The 14,828-nt window shown below is 57.1% G+C and carries 14 protein-coding genes and 2 pseudogenes; 8 read left to right on the top strand and 8 right to left on the bottom strand.

From position 1 onward, the window contains the following. Nucleotides 1–202: 202 nt before the first annotated feature. Nucleotides 203–697 (bottom strand): ferritin-like domain-containing protein, encoded by a 495-nt coding sequence (locus AB4Z53_RS26565; protein ID WP_113541063.1) that lies wholly within the window; start codon nucleotides 695–697, stop codon nucleotides 203–205. A 188-nt stretch (nucleotides 698–885) separates the two neighbouring features. On the opposite strand from AB4Z53_RS26565, the gene AB4Z53_RS26560 reads away from it, so the two are divergent. Beyond that, nucleotides 886–1,065: a hypothetical protein gene (locus tag AB4Z53_RS26560; protein ID WP_441598609.1), complete on the top strand. Its 180-nt coding sequence runs from the start codon at nucleotides 886–888 to the stop codon at nucleotides 1,063–1,065. A gap of 1,947 nt (nucleotides 1,066–3,012) precedes the next feature. Here the strand turns inward: AB4Z53_RS26560 and AB4Z53_RS26555 are convergent. After that, nucleotides 3,013–3,123 (bottom strand): annotated as a pseudogene (locus AB4Z53_RS26555) (helix-turn-helix domain-containing protein); the annotation flags it as partial. Nucleotides 3,124–3,347: 224 nt separating this feature from the next. On the opposite strand from AB4Z53_RS26555, the gene AB4Z53_RS26550 reads away from it, so the two are divergent. Next, nucleotides 3,348–3,719: a COG4315 family predicted lipoprotein gene (locus AB4Z53_RS26550; protein ID WP_441598607.1), complete on the top strand. Its 372-nt coding sequence runs from the start codon at nucleotides 3,348–3,350 to the stop codon at nucleotides 3,717–3,719. Between the two features lie 285 nt (nucleotides 3,720–4,004). On the opposite strand, the gene AB4Z53_RS26545 is transcribed toward AB4Z53_RS26550, so the two are convergent. Further along, nucleotides 4,005–5,090, bottom strand: coding sequence for a YihY/virulence factor BrkB family protein (locus AB4Z53_RS26545; protein WP_441598605.1), 1,086 nt, complete (start codon nucleotides 5,088–5,090; stop codon nucleotides 4,005–4,007). A 93-nt stretch (nucleotides 5,091–5,183) separates the two neighbouring features. Then, nucleotides 5,184–5,516, bottom strand: coding sequence for a hypothetical protein (locus AB4Z53_RS26540; protein ID WP_441598603.1), 333 nt, complete (start codon nucleotides 5,514–5,516; stop codon nucleotides 5,184–5,186). 167 nt (nucleotides 5,517–5,683) lie between these two features. Between AB4Z53_RS26540 and ligD the strand changes: the two are divergent. From ligD to AB4Z53_RS26520, 4 genes and pseudogenes are all read left to right on the top strand, one after another. Continuing rightward, nucleotides 5,684–6,052: pseudogene (gene ligD, locus AB4Z53_RS26535) on the top strand (non-homologous end-joining DNA ligase LigD); the annotation flags it as partial. Between the two features lie 6 nt (nucleotides 6,053–6,058). Further along, nucleotides 6,059–6,961 carry a hypothetical protein gene (locus tag AB4Z53_RS26530; RefSeq protein ID WP_441598601.1) on the top strand — a complete coding sequence of 301 codons (903 nt, stop codon included), beginning with the start codon at nucleotides 6,059–6,061 and terminating at the stop codon, nucleotides 6,959–6,961. Nucleotides 6,962–7,420: 459 nt separating this feature from the next. Continuing rightward, nucleotides 7,421–7,828, top strand: a complete 408-nt coding sequence (locus tag AB4Z53_RS26525; RefSeq protein WP_441598599.1) for a low affinity iron permease family protein — start codon at nucleotides 7,421–7,423, stop codon at nucleotides 7,826–7,828. 154 nt (nucleotides 7,829–7,982) lie between these two features. Further along, on the top strand, nucleotides 7,983–8,246 hold the full coding sequence (locus tag AB4Z53_RS26520; RefSeq protein ID WP_441598597.1) for a hypothetical protein: 264 nt from the start codon (nucleotides 7,983–7,985) through the stop codon (nucleotides 8,244–8,246). 207 nt (nucleotides 8,247–8,453) lie between these two features. Here AB4Z53_RS26520 and AB4Z53_RS26515 read toward each other — a convergent pair whose 3' ends face one another. From AB4Z53_RS26515 to AB4Z53_RS26505, 3 genes are all read right to left on the bottom strand, one after another. Next, the gene (locus AB4Z53_RS26515; protein ID WP_441598595.1) at nucleotides 8,454–9,047 is read right to left on the bottom strand and encodes a general stress protein; all 594 of its coding nucleotides are present in this window, start codon (nucleotides 9,045–9,047) and stop codon (nucleotides 8,454–8,456) included. A gap of 21 nt (nucleotides 9,048–9,068) precedes the next feature. Further along, nucleotides 9,069–9,389, bottom strand: coding sequence for a PepSY domain-containing protein (locus AB4Z53_RS26510; RefSeq protein ID WP_441598593.1), 321 nt, complete (start codon nucleotides 9,387–9,389; stop codon nucleotides 9,069–9,071). Nucleotides 9,390–9,589: 200 nt separating this feature from the next. After that, nucleotides 9,590–9,844, bottom strand: a complete 255-nt coding sequence (locus tag AB4Z53_RS26505) for a hypothetical protein (protein ID WP_441598592.1) — start codon at nucleotides 9,842–9,844, stop codon at nucleotides 9,590–9,592. Between the two features lie 598 nt (nucleotides 9,845–10,442). On the opposite strand from AB4Z53_RS26505, the gene AB4Z53_RS26500 reads away from it, so the two are divergent. Both AB4Z53_RS26500 and AB4Z53_RS26495 read left to right on the top strand, forming a co-directional pair. After that, nucleotides 10,443–10,925, top strand: coding sequence for a YciE/YciF ferroxidase family protein (locus tag AB4Z53_RS26500; protein WP_441598590.1), 483 nt, complete (start codon nucleotides 10,443–10,445; stop codon nucleotides 10,923–10,925). A 1,406-nt stretch (nucleotides 10,926–12,331) separates the two neighbouring features. Continuing rightward, nucleotides 12,332–12,637: a DUF1236 domain-containing protein gene (locus tag AB4Z53_RS26495; protein ID WP_441598588.1), complete on the top strand. Its 306-nt coding sequence runs from the start codon at nucleotides 12,332–12,334 to the stop codon at nucleotides 12,635–12,637. Nucleotides 12,638–14,423: 1,786 nt separating this feature from the next. Here AB4Z53_RS26495 and AB4Z53_RS26490 read toward each other — a convergent pair. Beyond that, nucleotides 14,424–14,828, bottom strand: a 405-nt coding sequence (locus tag AB4Z53_RS26490; protein WP_441598586.1) for a transposase, incomplete at its 5' end; no start/stop codon positions are given.

Below are 14,828 nucleotides of genomic sequence, written 5' to 3'. Positions count from 1 at the left end.
CTCCTCTCTCGGTCGCGAGCCCTACCCACTCCACGGGACACACTTGGTCGAAGGGGCCGTGTCCACGCCGCTCTCGGATTGGATAAGCCAGGTGTCATGCATGAGGGCAATCGTCGTGATGGCTGGTTCCAATTTTTGGGACCCGCCGAGGCGCCTGAAGCGTACGGCGGGTCTTCCGTCAGCCATGGGGCTGGAGATCGGCCTATGCAGCCTTTCTGGCGGACGTTCCCTTGTTGATGGCTGTGACCGCCAGATTGGTGAGTTTGTTGTTCGTTGCCTTTTCCTGGTCAAGGATCTCGGAAAGGAGCGTGTGCGCCTCATCGTGCCCGAGATCTTTCGCCCATTCACGAAGCGACCCGTAACGCGCGATTTCATAGTGTTCCACGGCCTGGCAGGCGGCCAGCAGACCTGCGTCGCGCGCGGTTCCCTTCGCCTCTGACATCAGTCCGTCGGCTTCCTTGAGCAACCCCTCGATAGCGTCGCACTTTTCGCCGGCGGGCTTCGTCCCGATGGACTTGAACACCTGATCGAGCTTCTTGATTTGGTCCTCGGTTTCGGAAAGATGCTCCTCCGCCGCCTTCTTCAGCTCCGAGCTCCTGGCGGCCTTGGCGACTTTTGGGAGGGCCTTGGTTATGGCGTTTTCCGCGTAATAAACGTCTTGAAGCGTATGTTCGAACAGTTCGGCAAGCGAGTTCATTCTGACTCTCCTTCGTGAATGATTGCCACAGAAGAAGCGACCGGTGAGCTTTTGGTTCCAAAGGAAGAGTTACTTTCGCACCAAGGCGCTTGCCAAATCCGTCTCCGTAGCCACCACTCGCCGACATCCAGACACCATGGATCGCATGCTGAAACGCTCGAATGATATGACAACCAACGTGGGATGCAATGCGCGGACGCAGCCATGCCGAACTGGACGAAGCCACCGAGCTCGATGGCGGCGATCCGCAGCAGTTCGGCGCGCTTTGCGCCGACATGGCAAAGCGGCTCCCCAAGCTGCGCGTCGTCGGCGGACGCTGCGGCTCCGACATGCGGCACATTAAGGCTCTAATCGCGGCGGACGTCTGAGCACCGTTTCGGCCGGCTTGCAGGGTAGTCGGGGCCACTGACGAAACAGGTTGTGGTTGATGCTGTTGCTTCAGGGGGCGTCGGACAGAGCGCACGGACAGCAAAGCCTTGTCCGTAGTCTGCCGCCCGTGCAGCAATGAATGTCAGACTTTTGCGCGAAGACCAGTTCGCTAGATGCGACAGACGAGCCGGGGTCGCCCAGCATCCGCGAGCGTTAAAAGTCGCGCGCCGGCCCCGTTAGCGCCAGTAGCTCCGTACGCTATCGGCCGATGACCTCCCCAAAACGTAGCCGATGGTGAAGGCCAGGGCACCAATAAGCACTCCCAGAGTGGTTACGGTGTGAGGATGTTCTGCCGCTGCAGTCGCTACCGCGCTTGTCTCTCGCCTCACCGCTTCAGTAGCCGTTTGAGCAGCCTTGCGGACGCCGGCGAGAGGTTCGTCGGGTGTGCCGGTGGAGCCCGCATATGGATCGTCGTCTTTGGCCATGCTTCTATCTCCTGTTAGGGGCGCAAGACAAACTGATGACGGCGCCATCGGTTCCCGAAGGGCCACCGTTCAACGGTCTCACCTCGGTCCTTTCGCGCAATCCTCAGAGCCAGACCGCCGTCGCGGGTTCTCTCCCTTTCGATTGAGGGAGCTTTGCAGCCGCATTATTCGTGGAATCCCCTTGCATTTCACCCCGTTTGTTCGCGATCCTCGATAAGATCTGGTCGCCTGCGCCAATTGTTTTGGGGACACTGGATGTTTCGGGAGCGAAACGACAAAACCCCTGTAGGGTTAGTCCAGCGTTAGAACTGCGACCGGACGCCGCCAAGCCACCCGCCCGCAGGGCGAGTTTTCTGTTTTCGAACGTGATGGCTCCTGATGGAAAGTCCGACCAGTATCGGAAGATTAGCTAGACTGCCATCCACACACACACACACACACACACTGCATCGAGGGGGAGCGTTAAACCGTTCAGGGCGGCCGAAGCCGCCCTTTTCAGTTCTTTACCCAGATGGGCTCAGAAGAGATCTCGAAGCGTCATGTAGACGATAAACGTTATTGCCAGGGTAGGCGAAGCTTGTATCGCAAAATGGAGTAGGGCTACACGTTGTCGAGCTAAGTAGACCATTGCCGCCTCCTATTTCTTATCGAACGAGGGATATGTGACCCCGGCGCGAAAGTTGCGGATGATGCGCGCGGAGCGTCGATCGTCTGGAGACCCCTGGGAGCTCCCCAAGGTTATGAGCTCAGAACAGGCCAGGGTCTCTTTGATCTTCCGGAGGTCTGCGGGCAATGAATAGGGAAGTAGGACGGAAGACATATGTCCTCCTTTCTTTGGGGCCAGGCATCGCCTGAGCGGCAGCGCCCTTTAAATGACCACCGAAGGATGGACAATGCGCCCTTCTACTGCAGGCCGCAATGAGAAATTGCGAATCTAGAGCGCTGGACTTGTTTTAAGCGCAATTGCCCCTTATATCCCTTCCATCGGCAATCGCTGATGAGCGCTGGAAAGTTTCTGCCGCTCGCGAATGCCGCCATCGCCCGATGCCTTTGACCACGGATGTACTGGCACTGGTGAGAGGGTGATGATGAGGAAGGTCGGTGCGGTTTCGCCCCGGCCTTTTTTGTCGGCGCGCGCTCCGATCACCATCGCGATTTGGGAAATCTATCACGCCACGGCTGGTTACTTCGGCTGTCCAACTGCATGGTGAGTGGGTTAGTATTTGACTGCGTCACTGGGTATGCGGTTTGTTTTTTCGGCTTGGGCTGTTTTTGGGGGGGGTATCATCATGTCCAGTGAAGATGGTCGGGGCGGGCCTGAAGGCCCAGACCATCAAGATGCTCAAGGAAACAATGAGAAGCGAGAAGACGAGGCGATTTGACATGGCGCTATTCTCCTGTTTGGAGCGCTGTGAATGCAGTTCGGCATTCGTCGCAAAGAAGGAAACGACTACGGAAGCCGCGACAACGCCCGAGTTCGCGCGCCATTTCTTTGATCGGCAGTTTGCGTTCAACAAAATGGAATAGCCGGCGTCGATCGGCCAGATTCAGCTGCGAATAGCGTCGGGACATGCCAAAATCTCCAAGGGGACGCCATTGAAATCATTGGCATGTCGCGCTTGGAAATAGAATGTACCCTCCGAAAGCGGCATGTCGCATAACTCACGCTGCTTGTAGCTCGTTTCGATCGCTCCGATTGTGCGTAGCACCCTGGAACCTCTTCTAGGTCTGGGTGTTTTTATGTTGGATCGGGCGCTACCGGTATTCCGCCGGCACTCCCGAAACGGGAGAATGTCATGAGAACGTTGTTAATCGCGATCGGGTTGGTGTCTGTTTTGGGCGGGTCTGCGTTCGCAGCCGAGCCCGCTAAGATGGTCGACACCAAGATGGGCAAGGCTTTGGCCAATGAAAAGGGGATGACCCTCTACACTTTCGACAAGGATGCCAAAGACAAATCCAACTGCGACAAGGATTGCCTGAAGAAATGGCCGGCATTCCACGCCGCCGCGAAGGCTAAGGCGGAAGGAGAATGGTCTCTGGTTAAGGCGGCAGACGGCAAGGAAATGTGGGCCTATGGCGGCAAGCCGCTATACACATATGCCGAAGACAAAAAGACCGGTGACACCAACGGCGATGGCGTTGGTGGGGTTTGGCACCTGGCCAAATAACGAAATCCGTAATCTTTTTAACGGGCGGTCCTCCGATCGCCCGCCTTAAGGCCAGACCCGGAAGCAACAAAGCAAAACGCCTTCCTGCTCCCCAAGTTGATCCGCGACAAGGGGCCACGGAAAGTTGACGTCGAATCATGATCATGCGGTACCTGCCTCCATTCACGTACCCAGGCAAGAATCTGTTTGAAGGTCAGTTGTCCCGCGAGAGGGGAGACTCGAAAAGGACGCGTGCTGTTAAGCTCAGCCCCGAGTGGCGCGGACAAACGAAGCGAGGACGAACCGTCATTCAGCTGCTTTGCCGATGGTGTCGGCCATATAGGCCCCGCGAAGGCCCATGGGAAGCGGCATCCCGGTTGTCGAGTCCTTTGCAGTTTGGTGCTCAAGTTCAGCATTGAGCTCTGCACCCACGATCAGCAGGGTCACCGATAACCAGAGCCATATGAGGAACCCGACAAGGCCACCTAACGCACCGTAACTGGCAGTGTAGTCAGCAAGATTGTTGAGATACCAGGCATATCCCAGCGACATCACAATCCACGCGGATGTTGCGAAGACCGATCCCCATGTCAGCCAACGCAGCTTCGCTGGCTGGCGACTGGGACCGACACGGTAAACGACCGCCGCTCCCGTCAATGCGGCGACGATCACGAGGGACCAACCAGTGATAAGGACCATGGTTTCGTTCGTCGGATCAAGGAAGGCCCCTCGAATGAGTGTAGGTAGCGCTGCCGTGATGACTATCATCAGGATGAGTGCCATCATCGCGCAGAGCGTAAAAGCGATGGCAATTAGGTTGAGCCTGACAAACCCACGCTTTTCGACCTCCTGGTACGCGACATTCATAGCGTCGAAAAGCGCGAGAGTACCATTTCGGGCACCCCAAATGGCAATCGCGAAGCTGATGAAAAAGGCAAGGCTCAAGGCCGAGTCACGCATCTGCACGAGTGCGCGGACCTGGGCCGCGACGATATCGAAGGCGCCCGGCGGAAGGACATAGGCGAGCGTTCTCAAGTGCTGCGCTATATCGACAGGATCGGCGAGCAATCCGTAAAGGGCCACGATCGCGCCCAATGCTGGAAACAGCGCAAGAAGCAGATAAAACGTGACCCCGGCCGCGACGAACGCGACCCGGTCACTGGACACCTCGTGTACGACGCGGCAAGCCACGTCATAGAGCCCCTTTGGAGGGATTTCCTCGGGAACATCGGCGTCACGGCCGCGAGCCTGGTCGGCACCTTCGCCGGGATTCTGAGGTTCGTCGTGTCTCGCGCGCAGAATGCGCTCGTTTGACCGGAGCAGGCATAGACTAATCACGGCGATCGCACAAACGCTGATGGCGATTTGCCGATCGGTAGACTTTAAGGCCATCGACAACTTCCCTCGCTTTTCCTTTCTAACGTTTGCCACGCGAAATGGATGCGCCGAAAACCGCTTTGGCCAGTGCAGTGCGACCCCGATGGCTCAACGGGGCCGCACGAACGCGGTCCAGAGATACCCGACAACACCAGCCACAACGATTGCGGGAACGATGTGGCGTCCGATCTTGTTCTCGATCGCTTGGACGGTGGCGTTTGCCTCTAGCACGACCAACCTTGAACTAGCGGCTGCGATGGCGGCGAGTTCCGCGCGAAGCCGAACCAGATCCGTCCGCAAAGCCTCTAATTGGGCGTCTCGGATGACCTCGTAGGGTTGGACATCGGCGCCGTCCGTGGTCGCGCGATCAGTCCGGTCAAGTGATGTGCCGGATAACGACAGTGCTTCATCAACACTTTCATCCTGTGTCTGATCCGTCATGGCTTCGTCCTCCTGGTTCCATTCAACCGCAGAGGATGACCGTTGTTCCAACAACTAGGCTCTGAACCGGAACCTGAAACCAACCGGCGAGTTTAACGGGTAATCGTCATATGAGGATTTCCAATGACCGATCGCCTGACAATGCAAGATCCCAGGACGCAATATCCCTCACATGGGCCGAGGCCAAGGGGTTCACCCATGACGTTTGCCAGAAGATGTCTGAAGACAATCCTGATCTCTATCTGATCAAGATGACGAAGAGCCTTCGAAAACGGCACATTTTTCTCGACTATCTGCGAAACGATCGGATGGCCACGGCAGTCGCTCCATTATCGCCGCGGGTTCGGCCGGACGCGCCGGTCTCGATGCCTCTTGGCTGGACACAGGTAAAATCCGATCTCGACCCTATGCGATTCACCGTGCGCACAGTGCCGGCGCTGCTTGCGAAAACCACTGCATGGAAGGATTACTGCGACAGAGAGCGCTCCCTTGAACAAGCAATTAAGCGTCTCGGAAAGCTCAGTCGAGCAGCGTGATTCATCATGAACGCTGAACATGATACGAAGGACAAAGCGTCGCCAGACCCGCGGTTGGGTGCGACTACTGACCTGCCACACGATCGCATCACAGTCGATCGGTTTCGCGAGGCGTTTCCGCGTGCGCGCTGGAGCGACCGACTGAAGGCCTGGTTTGTACCGGGCCGCACGGCCGAGCGACGGATCGCACGCTGGCGCGCCGAGTTGGAGGCGGAGCAGGATGTTTTCGCCGACGAAAAAGGCAGGGACGCCTATACCTTCGAACCGATTGAGAGCCGCTATCTTGAGGCCGGCGCCGCGGCGTTGGAAATCCGCACGCCTTTTTCACGGCTCATCATCGACGAGATCCGCGAGATACCCTTCGCTCGATGGGACGCCGACCGCCGCCTTTGGACCGTTCCCTATCGTGCGCTCTCAGAACTCCGTCGACGGTGGCCAGAGATCGAAGCGGAGGCTGAGCGCTGCGAACCCGAAGCAAGGAAGATCCGTCGAGACGCGCTCAAAGGTAGCGACGAGGAGGAAGATTTAAAGGCAAGGGCGAGGGAAAGAAGGAGGCAGCGCTATCCGATACCCCTTGATCACAGACCGCCCTACGACCGCGCGATCGCAACGCATGTCGGAGTGGTCTTCTTCACCGCGTCCGACGGTGAGTTGGCAGATGCCGAAACGGTCAGTGATTTCTATTTTCCTTCCCATGTTGGTGATGAATTTGTCTGGGTCACCTGGCGGCGGGGTTCGCTCGAGGAATTGGTAAGAACTTGGCCCGAGAGGACGCCACCGACCTCTTTTGAACTCAAGCGGGGCTGGTGGTTTCCGACACTTGAAGAATTGCGACCAGCGCGTCGCCAAGCCCGATCGAAAAGAGAAACTGAAAAGCGTAGACGGGAGAAGAGCCAATCCGATAAATGATCAGCAATTATCGGCCCTTGGGGGTCCCGAACTCTCCGAATGTGGCCACTGCACCATCAAGGCCTTTGCCTTTGCCACGGCGGCTTCAACGCTCAGGTTGTCCGTTGAGCTTTCCAGACGGACAGAAATCACGCCGCCACCTTCGGCGACCCACTCGACTGTCAACTATGCCGCCCGCATCAGATAAAAACCTGCTGCCCGACGATGTTCATGGTGGCTGCCTCCATTGACGACCTGGACCGTCGGTTCTTCCCAGCTTCGGATGGATCGGTGGTTTTGAACGTGTGATGCCCCCCATGGAACCGGAACGGATCTCACAGGTTCTGTGGAATTGGCGACACGCTCTGCCGCTTATGAACAAGACACCACGCCGCTCATAAGTGGGCCAGAATGGTAAGCGCGACCAGACACGACGAACTTTTGCGGGGTTTGCGCCGCTGGGAAAATGCGAGGGAGATCATGAGCGAAAACCGCGGCGTCTTTTCGAAATTTGCGACTTGGGTAGCTGATATTTCCGGCAAACCGGCCACGTTCGCCGCCGCGGTTGTCCTTGTTATCGCTTGGGCGGCGGCCGGGCCATTCTTCGGCTTCAGCGATACGTGGGAACTCGTGATCAACACGGGCACGACCATCATTACGTTCCTGATGGTATTCGTTCTTCAAAATTCTCAAAATCGCGATGGAAAGGCAGTACAGGCAAAGCTCGATGAACTGATTCTGACCTCGAAGGCCCAGAATATGTACGTTGGCATCGAGAAGCTTGATGAGCAGCAAATCAGAGATCTGAGCACGGCGTTGGGCCAAAAAGCGCAAGCGTCCGCCTCGCAAGAGAATATCGATCAGAGCTCCTCTTCTGGTTCCCCTTAGCCGTCGTGCTGATCGACTTTGTCGGAACTCCAGATCAACAGACGAGCTTATCGCAGCAGCGCCTGCCGGCACTAACGCGGTTTGTCGAAGGGATGAAAAATTGAGGATGGGAAGAAATGGTAGCTACAGCGACGAGTGCGAGAGGAGAAGGCTGATGACCAAGGCTGAAACGACTCGAGATCATGACGAGATTAGACATTGGGCAGAGGCACGCAACGGGCGGCCAACTCGCGTGAAGGGCGCCGATGACGGTGGGATTTTACGGATTGATTTCGGCGAACGGGATGACCACTTGGAGCCAATTTCATGGGAGGAGTTTTTCCAGATATTCGATCACAACCGATTGTTTTTTCTCTACCAGGACATAGTCGCCGATGGCAGCCTGAGCCGGTTCAACAAGTTTGTTGATCGCCCCTAGGTCCCGGATATGAGCCGGTCCTTTGAATCCGGGTCTGGCAGTGCCACCTCTAAGGGTCAAAGAATAGTTCAGGTGTAATGGGCTATTTTGGGCTTGAAAAGGATAGTGGTCGCTCAGCAGTCAGTAATAAAAATCGGCCCCGAGCGGGGCCGAAATCAAGTTTCTAGGGGCTGGATGGTAAACGCTTTTGCAGCCCCATGGTTCCCTTCAAAGCCTGTAGCGGAGACGTTCTTTCTCTATCTCCTCGGGAGTGTAGGGGGCGAGCTTTTCGTCGAAGCGTGTCCAGCCCTGTTCCAGGTAAGCCGCGCGGCGTTGTTCGGGATCTACCCAACTGCCCCGGTGTAGGATGGCCTGGGCGTCCGCGTAGAGGCTCTCGTCAACCCGGGCGGTAACAACAGCTCCGCCGCGGCGCACGCCTTCGGCATAGACATGGGCATGTTCTTCTGGCACGCCGGATTTGGTCATGGCGCCGATCAGTCCGCCCGCAGCGCCACCGGCGACAGCGCCAGCTGCGGCACCTGCTGCCGTGGCGGCAAGCCAGCCCGCCGCCACCACAGGTCCGACACCGGGGATGGCCATGACGCCAAGCCCGGTCAAGAGACCACCGATGCCGCCAACTGCAGCACCGAGACCTGCGCCTGTGCCTGCGCCCTCGGCAGCATTGCTGTCTTTGGAGTACCGGTCACCGACATTGTTGGAGACGATGCTAATATCGTCGGATGGCACACCGCGATCTTCCAGCGCGCTCACAGCCGCACGGGCATCGGAGTAATCGTCAAAAAGTCCACTAACGGTTTTCATGGGGGTTCCTCGCTGCTGGGATTAGTTGGCGACCACGTTGCCCTGGTAGTCGAGTGCGATCTGGACAGACTTTCCGCCCTTCATGGCGCTGCCTCGCCAGACGCCCTCGCTATCGAGTTTAAGGCCGGCAACGTCGGTATAGCCGGCATCAACGATGCGCTTTTTGGCCTGTTCTTCGGTGAAGCTGTTTGCCCCGGCGACCGGGGCGGTGGGATTGTTGGAGTCCGGCGTCGCGACGGCCGGCGTGTCACCGTTGGTCGTGGCCGGAGGCGTAGAAGTCTGCGCGAGCGCGCCAAGGGTCGATGCGCCGAGGAATACCGCGGCGAGCAGCAGTTTCTTCATAATGTCTACATCCTTGTTTTCAGCCCGTTGAGGGCACTACCGGTCAAACTTTGCTCGAGTTTTTTAGTTCCTGAGTTTTTGCCGTTCACGCAGTGCCTTCGAATTCTCAGGAAATACGTGTCGACTCGTTCGGGGTAGGAGGCTYTGAAACTTGGCGCTGCGACTGGTGAGAACAGACGCCATTGAGCCACATCGCCGGCTTACATGGCATCCATCCCCTTGATCGCATTTTCGAGGTGCGACTTGCACTTTTCCACGTCATTGGCAGTCATGGCGTCTTTTGCCATGGCCAGTTCCTTGGCGGACTCGATCTTCTTTGCGCCGTCGGAGATTTGCCCGATCTGCTGTTCAGCCTTCACGATCGAGGCTTCGTCACACACGACATTCGTCTGGGCAGCGGCAGGGGCGGCGAACACCGCGATAAGGGCGATAGTAGCTGCAGATCTCAGGATCATGGTTGTTCTCCTTTCGCCGGCAATACACCGGCTCTTACGCTGACCGAACGGCACAACAAGGGATGTGTTCCCTTAAGTAGGAGCAGTTTTTTCAAGGAACTTTCAGAAGGTTGGCACGTTTGAGGCGCGCGGATCCCGAGGCGACTGGCCCTTGCGAAAGCCTGGTTGCGTCGTCCGAAATACTACGGGCAGATTTGCCGAATTGCACGAGAGGAGCCGAGATATGGCAGGCAGGTTATGCTCAATCGAATCTGCCATCAAGGCCGTGCCTAGGCTACCGAGGCGAAGGAAACCCCGAATGCAAAGGCTTGCAGCGCAAGTGCGAGCGGGTCGATCACCCCGGAAATTGCTGTCACAAAGGCTCGGTATTGTTCTTCGCTGGCTCGCAGACTCTCTCCCGCCTTTGGGCGATGTTGAGGTGCGCTTCGAACGCCAGGACAAGTCGCTCAAGACCTTCGCTTTTCAACGCCTTGATCGCGACCGCGATGCGGAATCTCTTACCGTCAATTGTCCGCGTGACTGGGTTTGAAAGGCGCGGGCTGGAACGATTCCGCGGCTGGATACTTTCTCCCCTGCACGTTTACCAAGGAGAAAGTTTATGAAATCGCTGGCTGAAGTTTTCGAACACACGCTACAGGACATCTACTTCGCTGAGACCGCCATCACGAAAGCTCTTCCAAAGGTAGCCAAGGCAGCAAAAAGCGCTGAACTGAAGAAGGCGGCCGAGGAACACCTTTCGGAAACGAAAGACCAAATCAAGAAGTTGGAGCAGGTCTTCAAGTCGATCGGCAAGACGGCATCTGGTGAAAAATGCGACGCCATCGAGGGTCTGATCAAGGAGGCCGACGGTTTGATGAACCAGGCTGAAGGGACTGCGTTGGACGCCGGTCTTCTCGCAACGTGCCAGGCTGTCGAACACTACGAGATTGCTCGCTATGGCTCGCTTCGTGAATGGGCCAAGGACCTCGGCCATGACGAGGCGCACAAGCTTCTCAGCGAGATCCTCGACCAGGAGAAGGCGACCAACAACAAGCTCACCAACCTGGCTGTGACGTCGATCAACAAAACCTCCCCGCGGTGAAAAGCGGCCTGATGAAAGCGGGCGGCCGGGAGCGTTGAAGTGGACCGCCGCATCAATAAAGGTGGGAGGGAAGATCATTCTTCAGAGTTTTGTTTCTCTCCCGCAAATCTATCGTCAGAGTTCCTCGACCGGTGCTCAAAGCGCTGATCCGTTACAGACTGGGTTTCGTCGCCGTTCTGCTCACGGCCGCAACTGCTAGCGTCTAAACTGATTTGCTGCCTAATTGGCGCATACTTCACCTATCGCTGGGCAGTTTTTAGTGACCCGACGACTGGAAGACGTCACGCTTTCGCCCCAAATACAGGAGGTCGCGCGATGTCTCCGACGACCAATTCAAAGGTACTTCTCCCTCATGAATGAACCAGATCGAACAGATCTACGTGGACTTGGCCTGCCACGGAATTGCGAGGCGGCAGAGGCGATCGCAAGGCGCATTATCAGCTGTTACCAAGGCGGCGCTCTGAAATACATGATCGGTTATTATAAATCGGCTGCGGTGGACGTGACCCCGGAAGCTCGAGAGCTACCACGAAGTTTCGATGCACAAGATCGCAAGGGGCGTGAATGGCGGGATCAGTGAGGACGAGATCGATGTACTCCAACGGGTCGATCGAGTGTGCATCTGGTGTAGTATCCCGCGCTCTGGAAAACGAGCCGACAGTCTGGCCAGGTACATTACCGCTCAGTTCCGCATGGGCTTGAGCGACGAGACTGCCCTGTTCGAAGACGCGATGTGGCGGGAGCAAATGTCCCCCCAGCGGTTGCTATCAGTCGGATGCATAGCGAACATTCCGTATCGATGGCCGTTGTTCCTATGCGGGTGTTTCGCGACACCGGATGATCGGTTCCGAGAGCTTGCGCTCTCATCCAACGGAGCCCTTCGAGAACACTCGCTTGGCCCAGTCGGTCCCGGCCATTTCTTTGCGCAGTCGCGATAGGCGAACGGCCGACCAAACGCGCGGGAACAAAGCTCGAATGGACGGGTTGGAACTCGATAAGGAGTTCTGGCGATGATCCTAATCCCACCTGAATTTGACTGCCGCGCCGGCCAGGGGGCCGATTCTTCGGGACTTATCGCCTCCCTAAAGTATGCGCTGGCGGCCGAAGCTCCATTTGATACGCAAGGCCTCTGCTTCAGAGCGCTCGGAAACAGCGTCGTGATCGAAGGCCAATTAAGTGCCCCCGGCGCGGACGAGTTTATCCGCAGGGTCGCTGAGGATATAGCGGGCTCCAATCGGGTTGTCGTACGCGTCGGGTGTCCCGTCGGAACATTTCCGGAAGGTCCACAGGACTAAGGTCGGACCCCATGCGACCGAAGTCTGACCATCGGAACGAAAATCGCGCAACGCGGTTGGTAGTAGTCCCGCCTTGATGAGTGGGTAACAACATCCGAACCGGAGAAGAACATGAAAAAGCTTATAAGCTCAACCCTCGCAGGGCTGTTTGTGCTTGGCACTTCTAGCCTCGCCCTGGCTCAGACGGTCATTGTTACTCCAGAGCAGGAAACGGTCGTTCGCGAATATGTGAAGAAGAAGCCGAATTCCTCCATCAATCTTCCAGGAGTGGAGCTGAATGTCGGCTCGGCAATCCCAGAGACGGTGGAACTGCATACCATTGAAGCGCCCGACATGCAGTACCGTTACGTCGTCATTGACAAGCGCACAGTGCTGGTAGACCCAGGGACCCGCAAGATCGTTCGGGTAATCGACTAACGCCGGTAACGTTGTCCCTTCCCCCCGTGGGGAAGGGGCATCCTTGACGCTCTTTATGCCGCGACTAAATTCGCTTGGATTCCTCAGAATGAGTAGGCACTTCACCGCCAGTGAAATGCGCGCATCCGCAACCAAAATGCAATGATCTCCGCCAGCCCATCTGCGGAGTTGGCGCACGTTAGAACTCAAACCGTGCAAAAAAAGGCCCCGCTGAAGCGGGACCTGAGGCGAACCGGCTCCCAACTATTGCTAGCCGGCCGAATTGCGAGCATCAACGGCCTCGGTAGGCCCCACATCTAGCGGGGACACTAATGACAGCGGGGCCTAGAGGCGCCTCGATCGGGTCGACGATCAAGAGCGTATCCAAATCGTAGGGCGGAGGAAAAGGTTCCGCCATGGGACCTCAGTCCCATACTGCCAGCGTAAAGGTCTTAGGTTCGTTGTCGCACCGTACTGTCGCGTTAGTTTTCTTATTAGCCCAAGCAGCACAGCCCTTAACTGCCTTGGGCGGGCAACGGCGCCGGAGCGCCCCTTGCAGCCCGCAGGGACCACTTGGATGTCGTTGCCCGATGGAGGATTGAGGATTTGCGAATGTACGAACGACACACACACGGCGCGCCAGAGCGGAAATTTACGACAGGGCTACCGGTCGGGATCATATTTCTGTCAATGGTGGTGATCACTGCTTACCTGCTTATTGGAGGTGCTTTGAGTGACAGTGGCGGGTCGATCGCCACCGTTCTTCCGAAGCCTCCTGTTCTGGCCACTTCGCAATAGCAGAAGGTACCCAGCGAGGGGGGGCGGCTGGGGAACAGCATGGGCTTGATCAATCTAGGAACCCGATTGGCTATGGCGCAAGTGCCCGGACCTAGGTCTTATGGGTTCGCGCAAAGGTCCAAGCACCGGAAGCCCTCCGTCATTGGCTAGTGAACCCCAGAGCGCACGCCCCAGTCCCAGCCACTCGCGCTCTGGGGTCCACCCCTGAGCCCGTGCCTTGAATGCTTTACAACCTGCTGGATCTCGCCTGTCGCGCCATTTTCTGCACCACGGCCGCGCAACGCGGGAACCTTTCGACCACATATGCGTTCGCATGGTTGCCGATGATCCAGGTTCCCTCCGGATCGAGGTTGAGGCTCCATCTACCTTTGGGTAGATGGAGTTCTTCTGTTGCCCCGACGACTGAAGATCATCGCTTCACCCAATTTGTGGAGGTAGCGATGGCACGTTGCCGAACCGACCCAATCCTCCCTGATCTCAGGACAGTCATAGACCCCGTATTTTGCGAACTAATTCGTTCACGTCAGCTGGATCGTTCCAGCGATGAAGCCGAGATGCTGGCAGCGCGGTTGTTGAACCTTTACCAAAACGGCATCCGCGAAAGTGACAATCTCCGTCAGATGGCCGAGTTTTTATGGCCACGAGGGACAACTTTTTAGACGCCTTCAACGCCGGTCATGCCAAGCGCACCGATCTCGCCGTTGCGGGCGTACCGACAGGATTGTGTCCGATTGATCGAAGGCGCCTTTCGCCTTCGTAGATCCGCCCTTCCAGGATGAGCAAGTGCTGCTCGAACCTTTGACGCGGACGCCGGACCAAACTGGTAGAACTGGAACGGAAAGCCATGATATCGGGTGTCGACGAACTCCGGCGCGTCCTGGCGTCCCTCGCCTGCGTCGGGACTTGGACGAAATAGAGTCCTCTTCTTCGTCTGGTATACAGGAGGCACGCTGTTGCCAATATGTTCCTGTTCTGGGCCAAAATGATCGCATAATGTATCGGGCCCTTATCAACCAAAGACAGCGACTGCTGATTTGACGATGATCCCACCATCCGGACTTCTGCGCAGCTGACGGCCGGTCGCGGCGCGAAAGATTTGCAGCAATTGCAGCGCCGGTGGCACTCGCGACCACATGGTTTTCATGCGTTCCCTGCCATTTCGGGTTTTCCGAACAGCCTGGCCCGTCACAATGCGCTGTGACCAGCGGAAACCGATCTCGTGGAAATACAGGTCGGCGTGCTGCGGGCTGATATGATGAAAGACRCCGGCAATGGTGCGGCGGACGCGGGCATTGAAACCTTCGACCGAATTGACATGAACGGCGTCACGAACATATTCGCGGCTGGAATGCTTCACAGTGTCATGCCTGGCATAGTTCTCGCCAAGGGCCATGAACGCTGTCGCCTCATCGCT

This window comes from Ensifer sp. 2TAB8, assembly GCF_052115125.1.
Classification (GTDB): domain Bacteria; phylum Pseudomonadota; class Alphaproteobacteria; order Rhizobiales; family Rhizobiaceae; genus Ensifer.
The sequence above is the reverse complement of the archived record's forward strand: the minus strand, read 5'-3'. Positions and strand labels throughout refer to the sequence as shown.

Coding starts and splice junctions, on each gene's coding strand:
- AB4Z53_RS26565 (WP_113541063.1), bottom strand. CDS start 697: ATGAACTCGCTTGCCGAACTGTTCGAACATACGCTTCAAGACGTTTAT.
- AB4Z53_RS26560 (WP_441598609.1), top strand. CDS start 886: ATGCGCGGACGCAGCCATGCCGAACTGGACGAAGCCACCGAGCTCGAT.
- AB4Z53_RS26550 (WP_441598607.1), top strand. CDS start 3,348: ATGAGAACGTTGTTAATCGCGATCGGGTTGGTGTCTGTTTTGGGCGGG.
- AB4Z53_RS26545 (WP_441598605.1), bottom strand. CDS start 5,090: ATGGCCTTAAAGTCTACCGATCGGCAAATCGCCATCAGCGTTTGTGCG.
- AB4Z53_RS26540 (WP_441598603.1), bottom strand. CDS start 5,516: ATGACGGATCAGACACAGGATGAAAGTGTTGATGAAGCACTGTCGTTA.
- AB4Z53_RS26530 (WP_441598601.1), top strand. CDS start 6,059: ATGAACGCTGAACATGATACGAAGGACAAAGCGTCGCCAGACCCGCGG.
- AB4Z53_RS26525 (WP_441598599.1), top strand. CDS start 7,421: ATGAGCGAAAACCGCGGCGTCTTTTCGAAATTTGCGACTTGGGTAGCT.
- AB4Z53_RS26520 (WP_441598597.1), top strand. CDS start 7,983: ATGACCAAGGCTGAAACGACTCGAGATCATGACGAGATTAGACATTGG.
- AB4Z53_RS26515 (WP_441598595.1), bottom strand. CDS start 9,047: ATGAAAACCGTTAGTGGACTTTTTGACGATTACTCCGATGCCCGTGCG.
- AB4Z53_RS26510 (WP_441598593.1), bottom strand. CDS start 9,389: ATGAAGAAACTGCTGCTCGCCGCGGTATTCCTCGGCGCATCGACCCTT.
- AB4Z53_RS26505 (WP_441598592.1), bottom strand. CDS start 9,844: ATGATCCTGAGATCTGCAGCTACTATCGCCCTTATCGCGGTGTTCGCC.
- AB4Z53_RS26500 (WP_441598590.1), top strand. CDS start 10,443: ATGAAATCGCTGGCTGAAGTTTTCGAACACACGCTACAGGACATCTAC.
- AB4Z53_RS26495 (WP_441598588.1), top strand. CDS start 12,332: ATGAAAAAGCTTATAAGCTCAACCCTCGCAGGGCTGTTTGTGCTTGGC.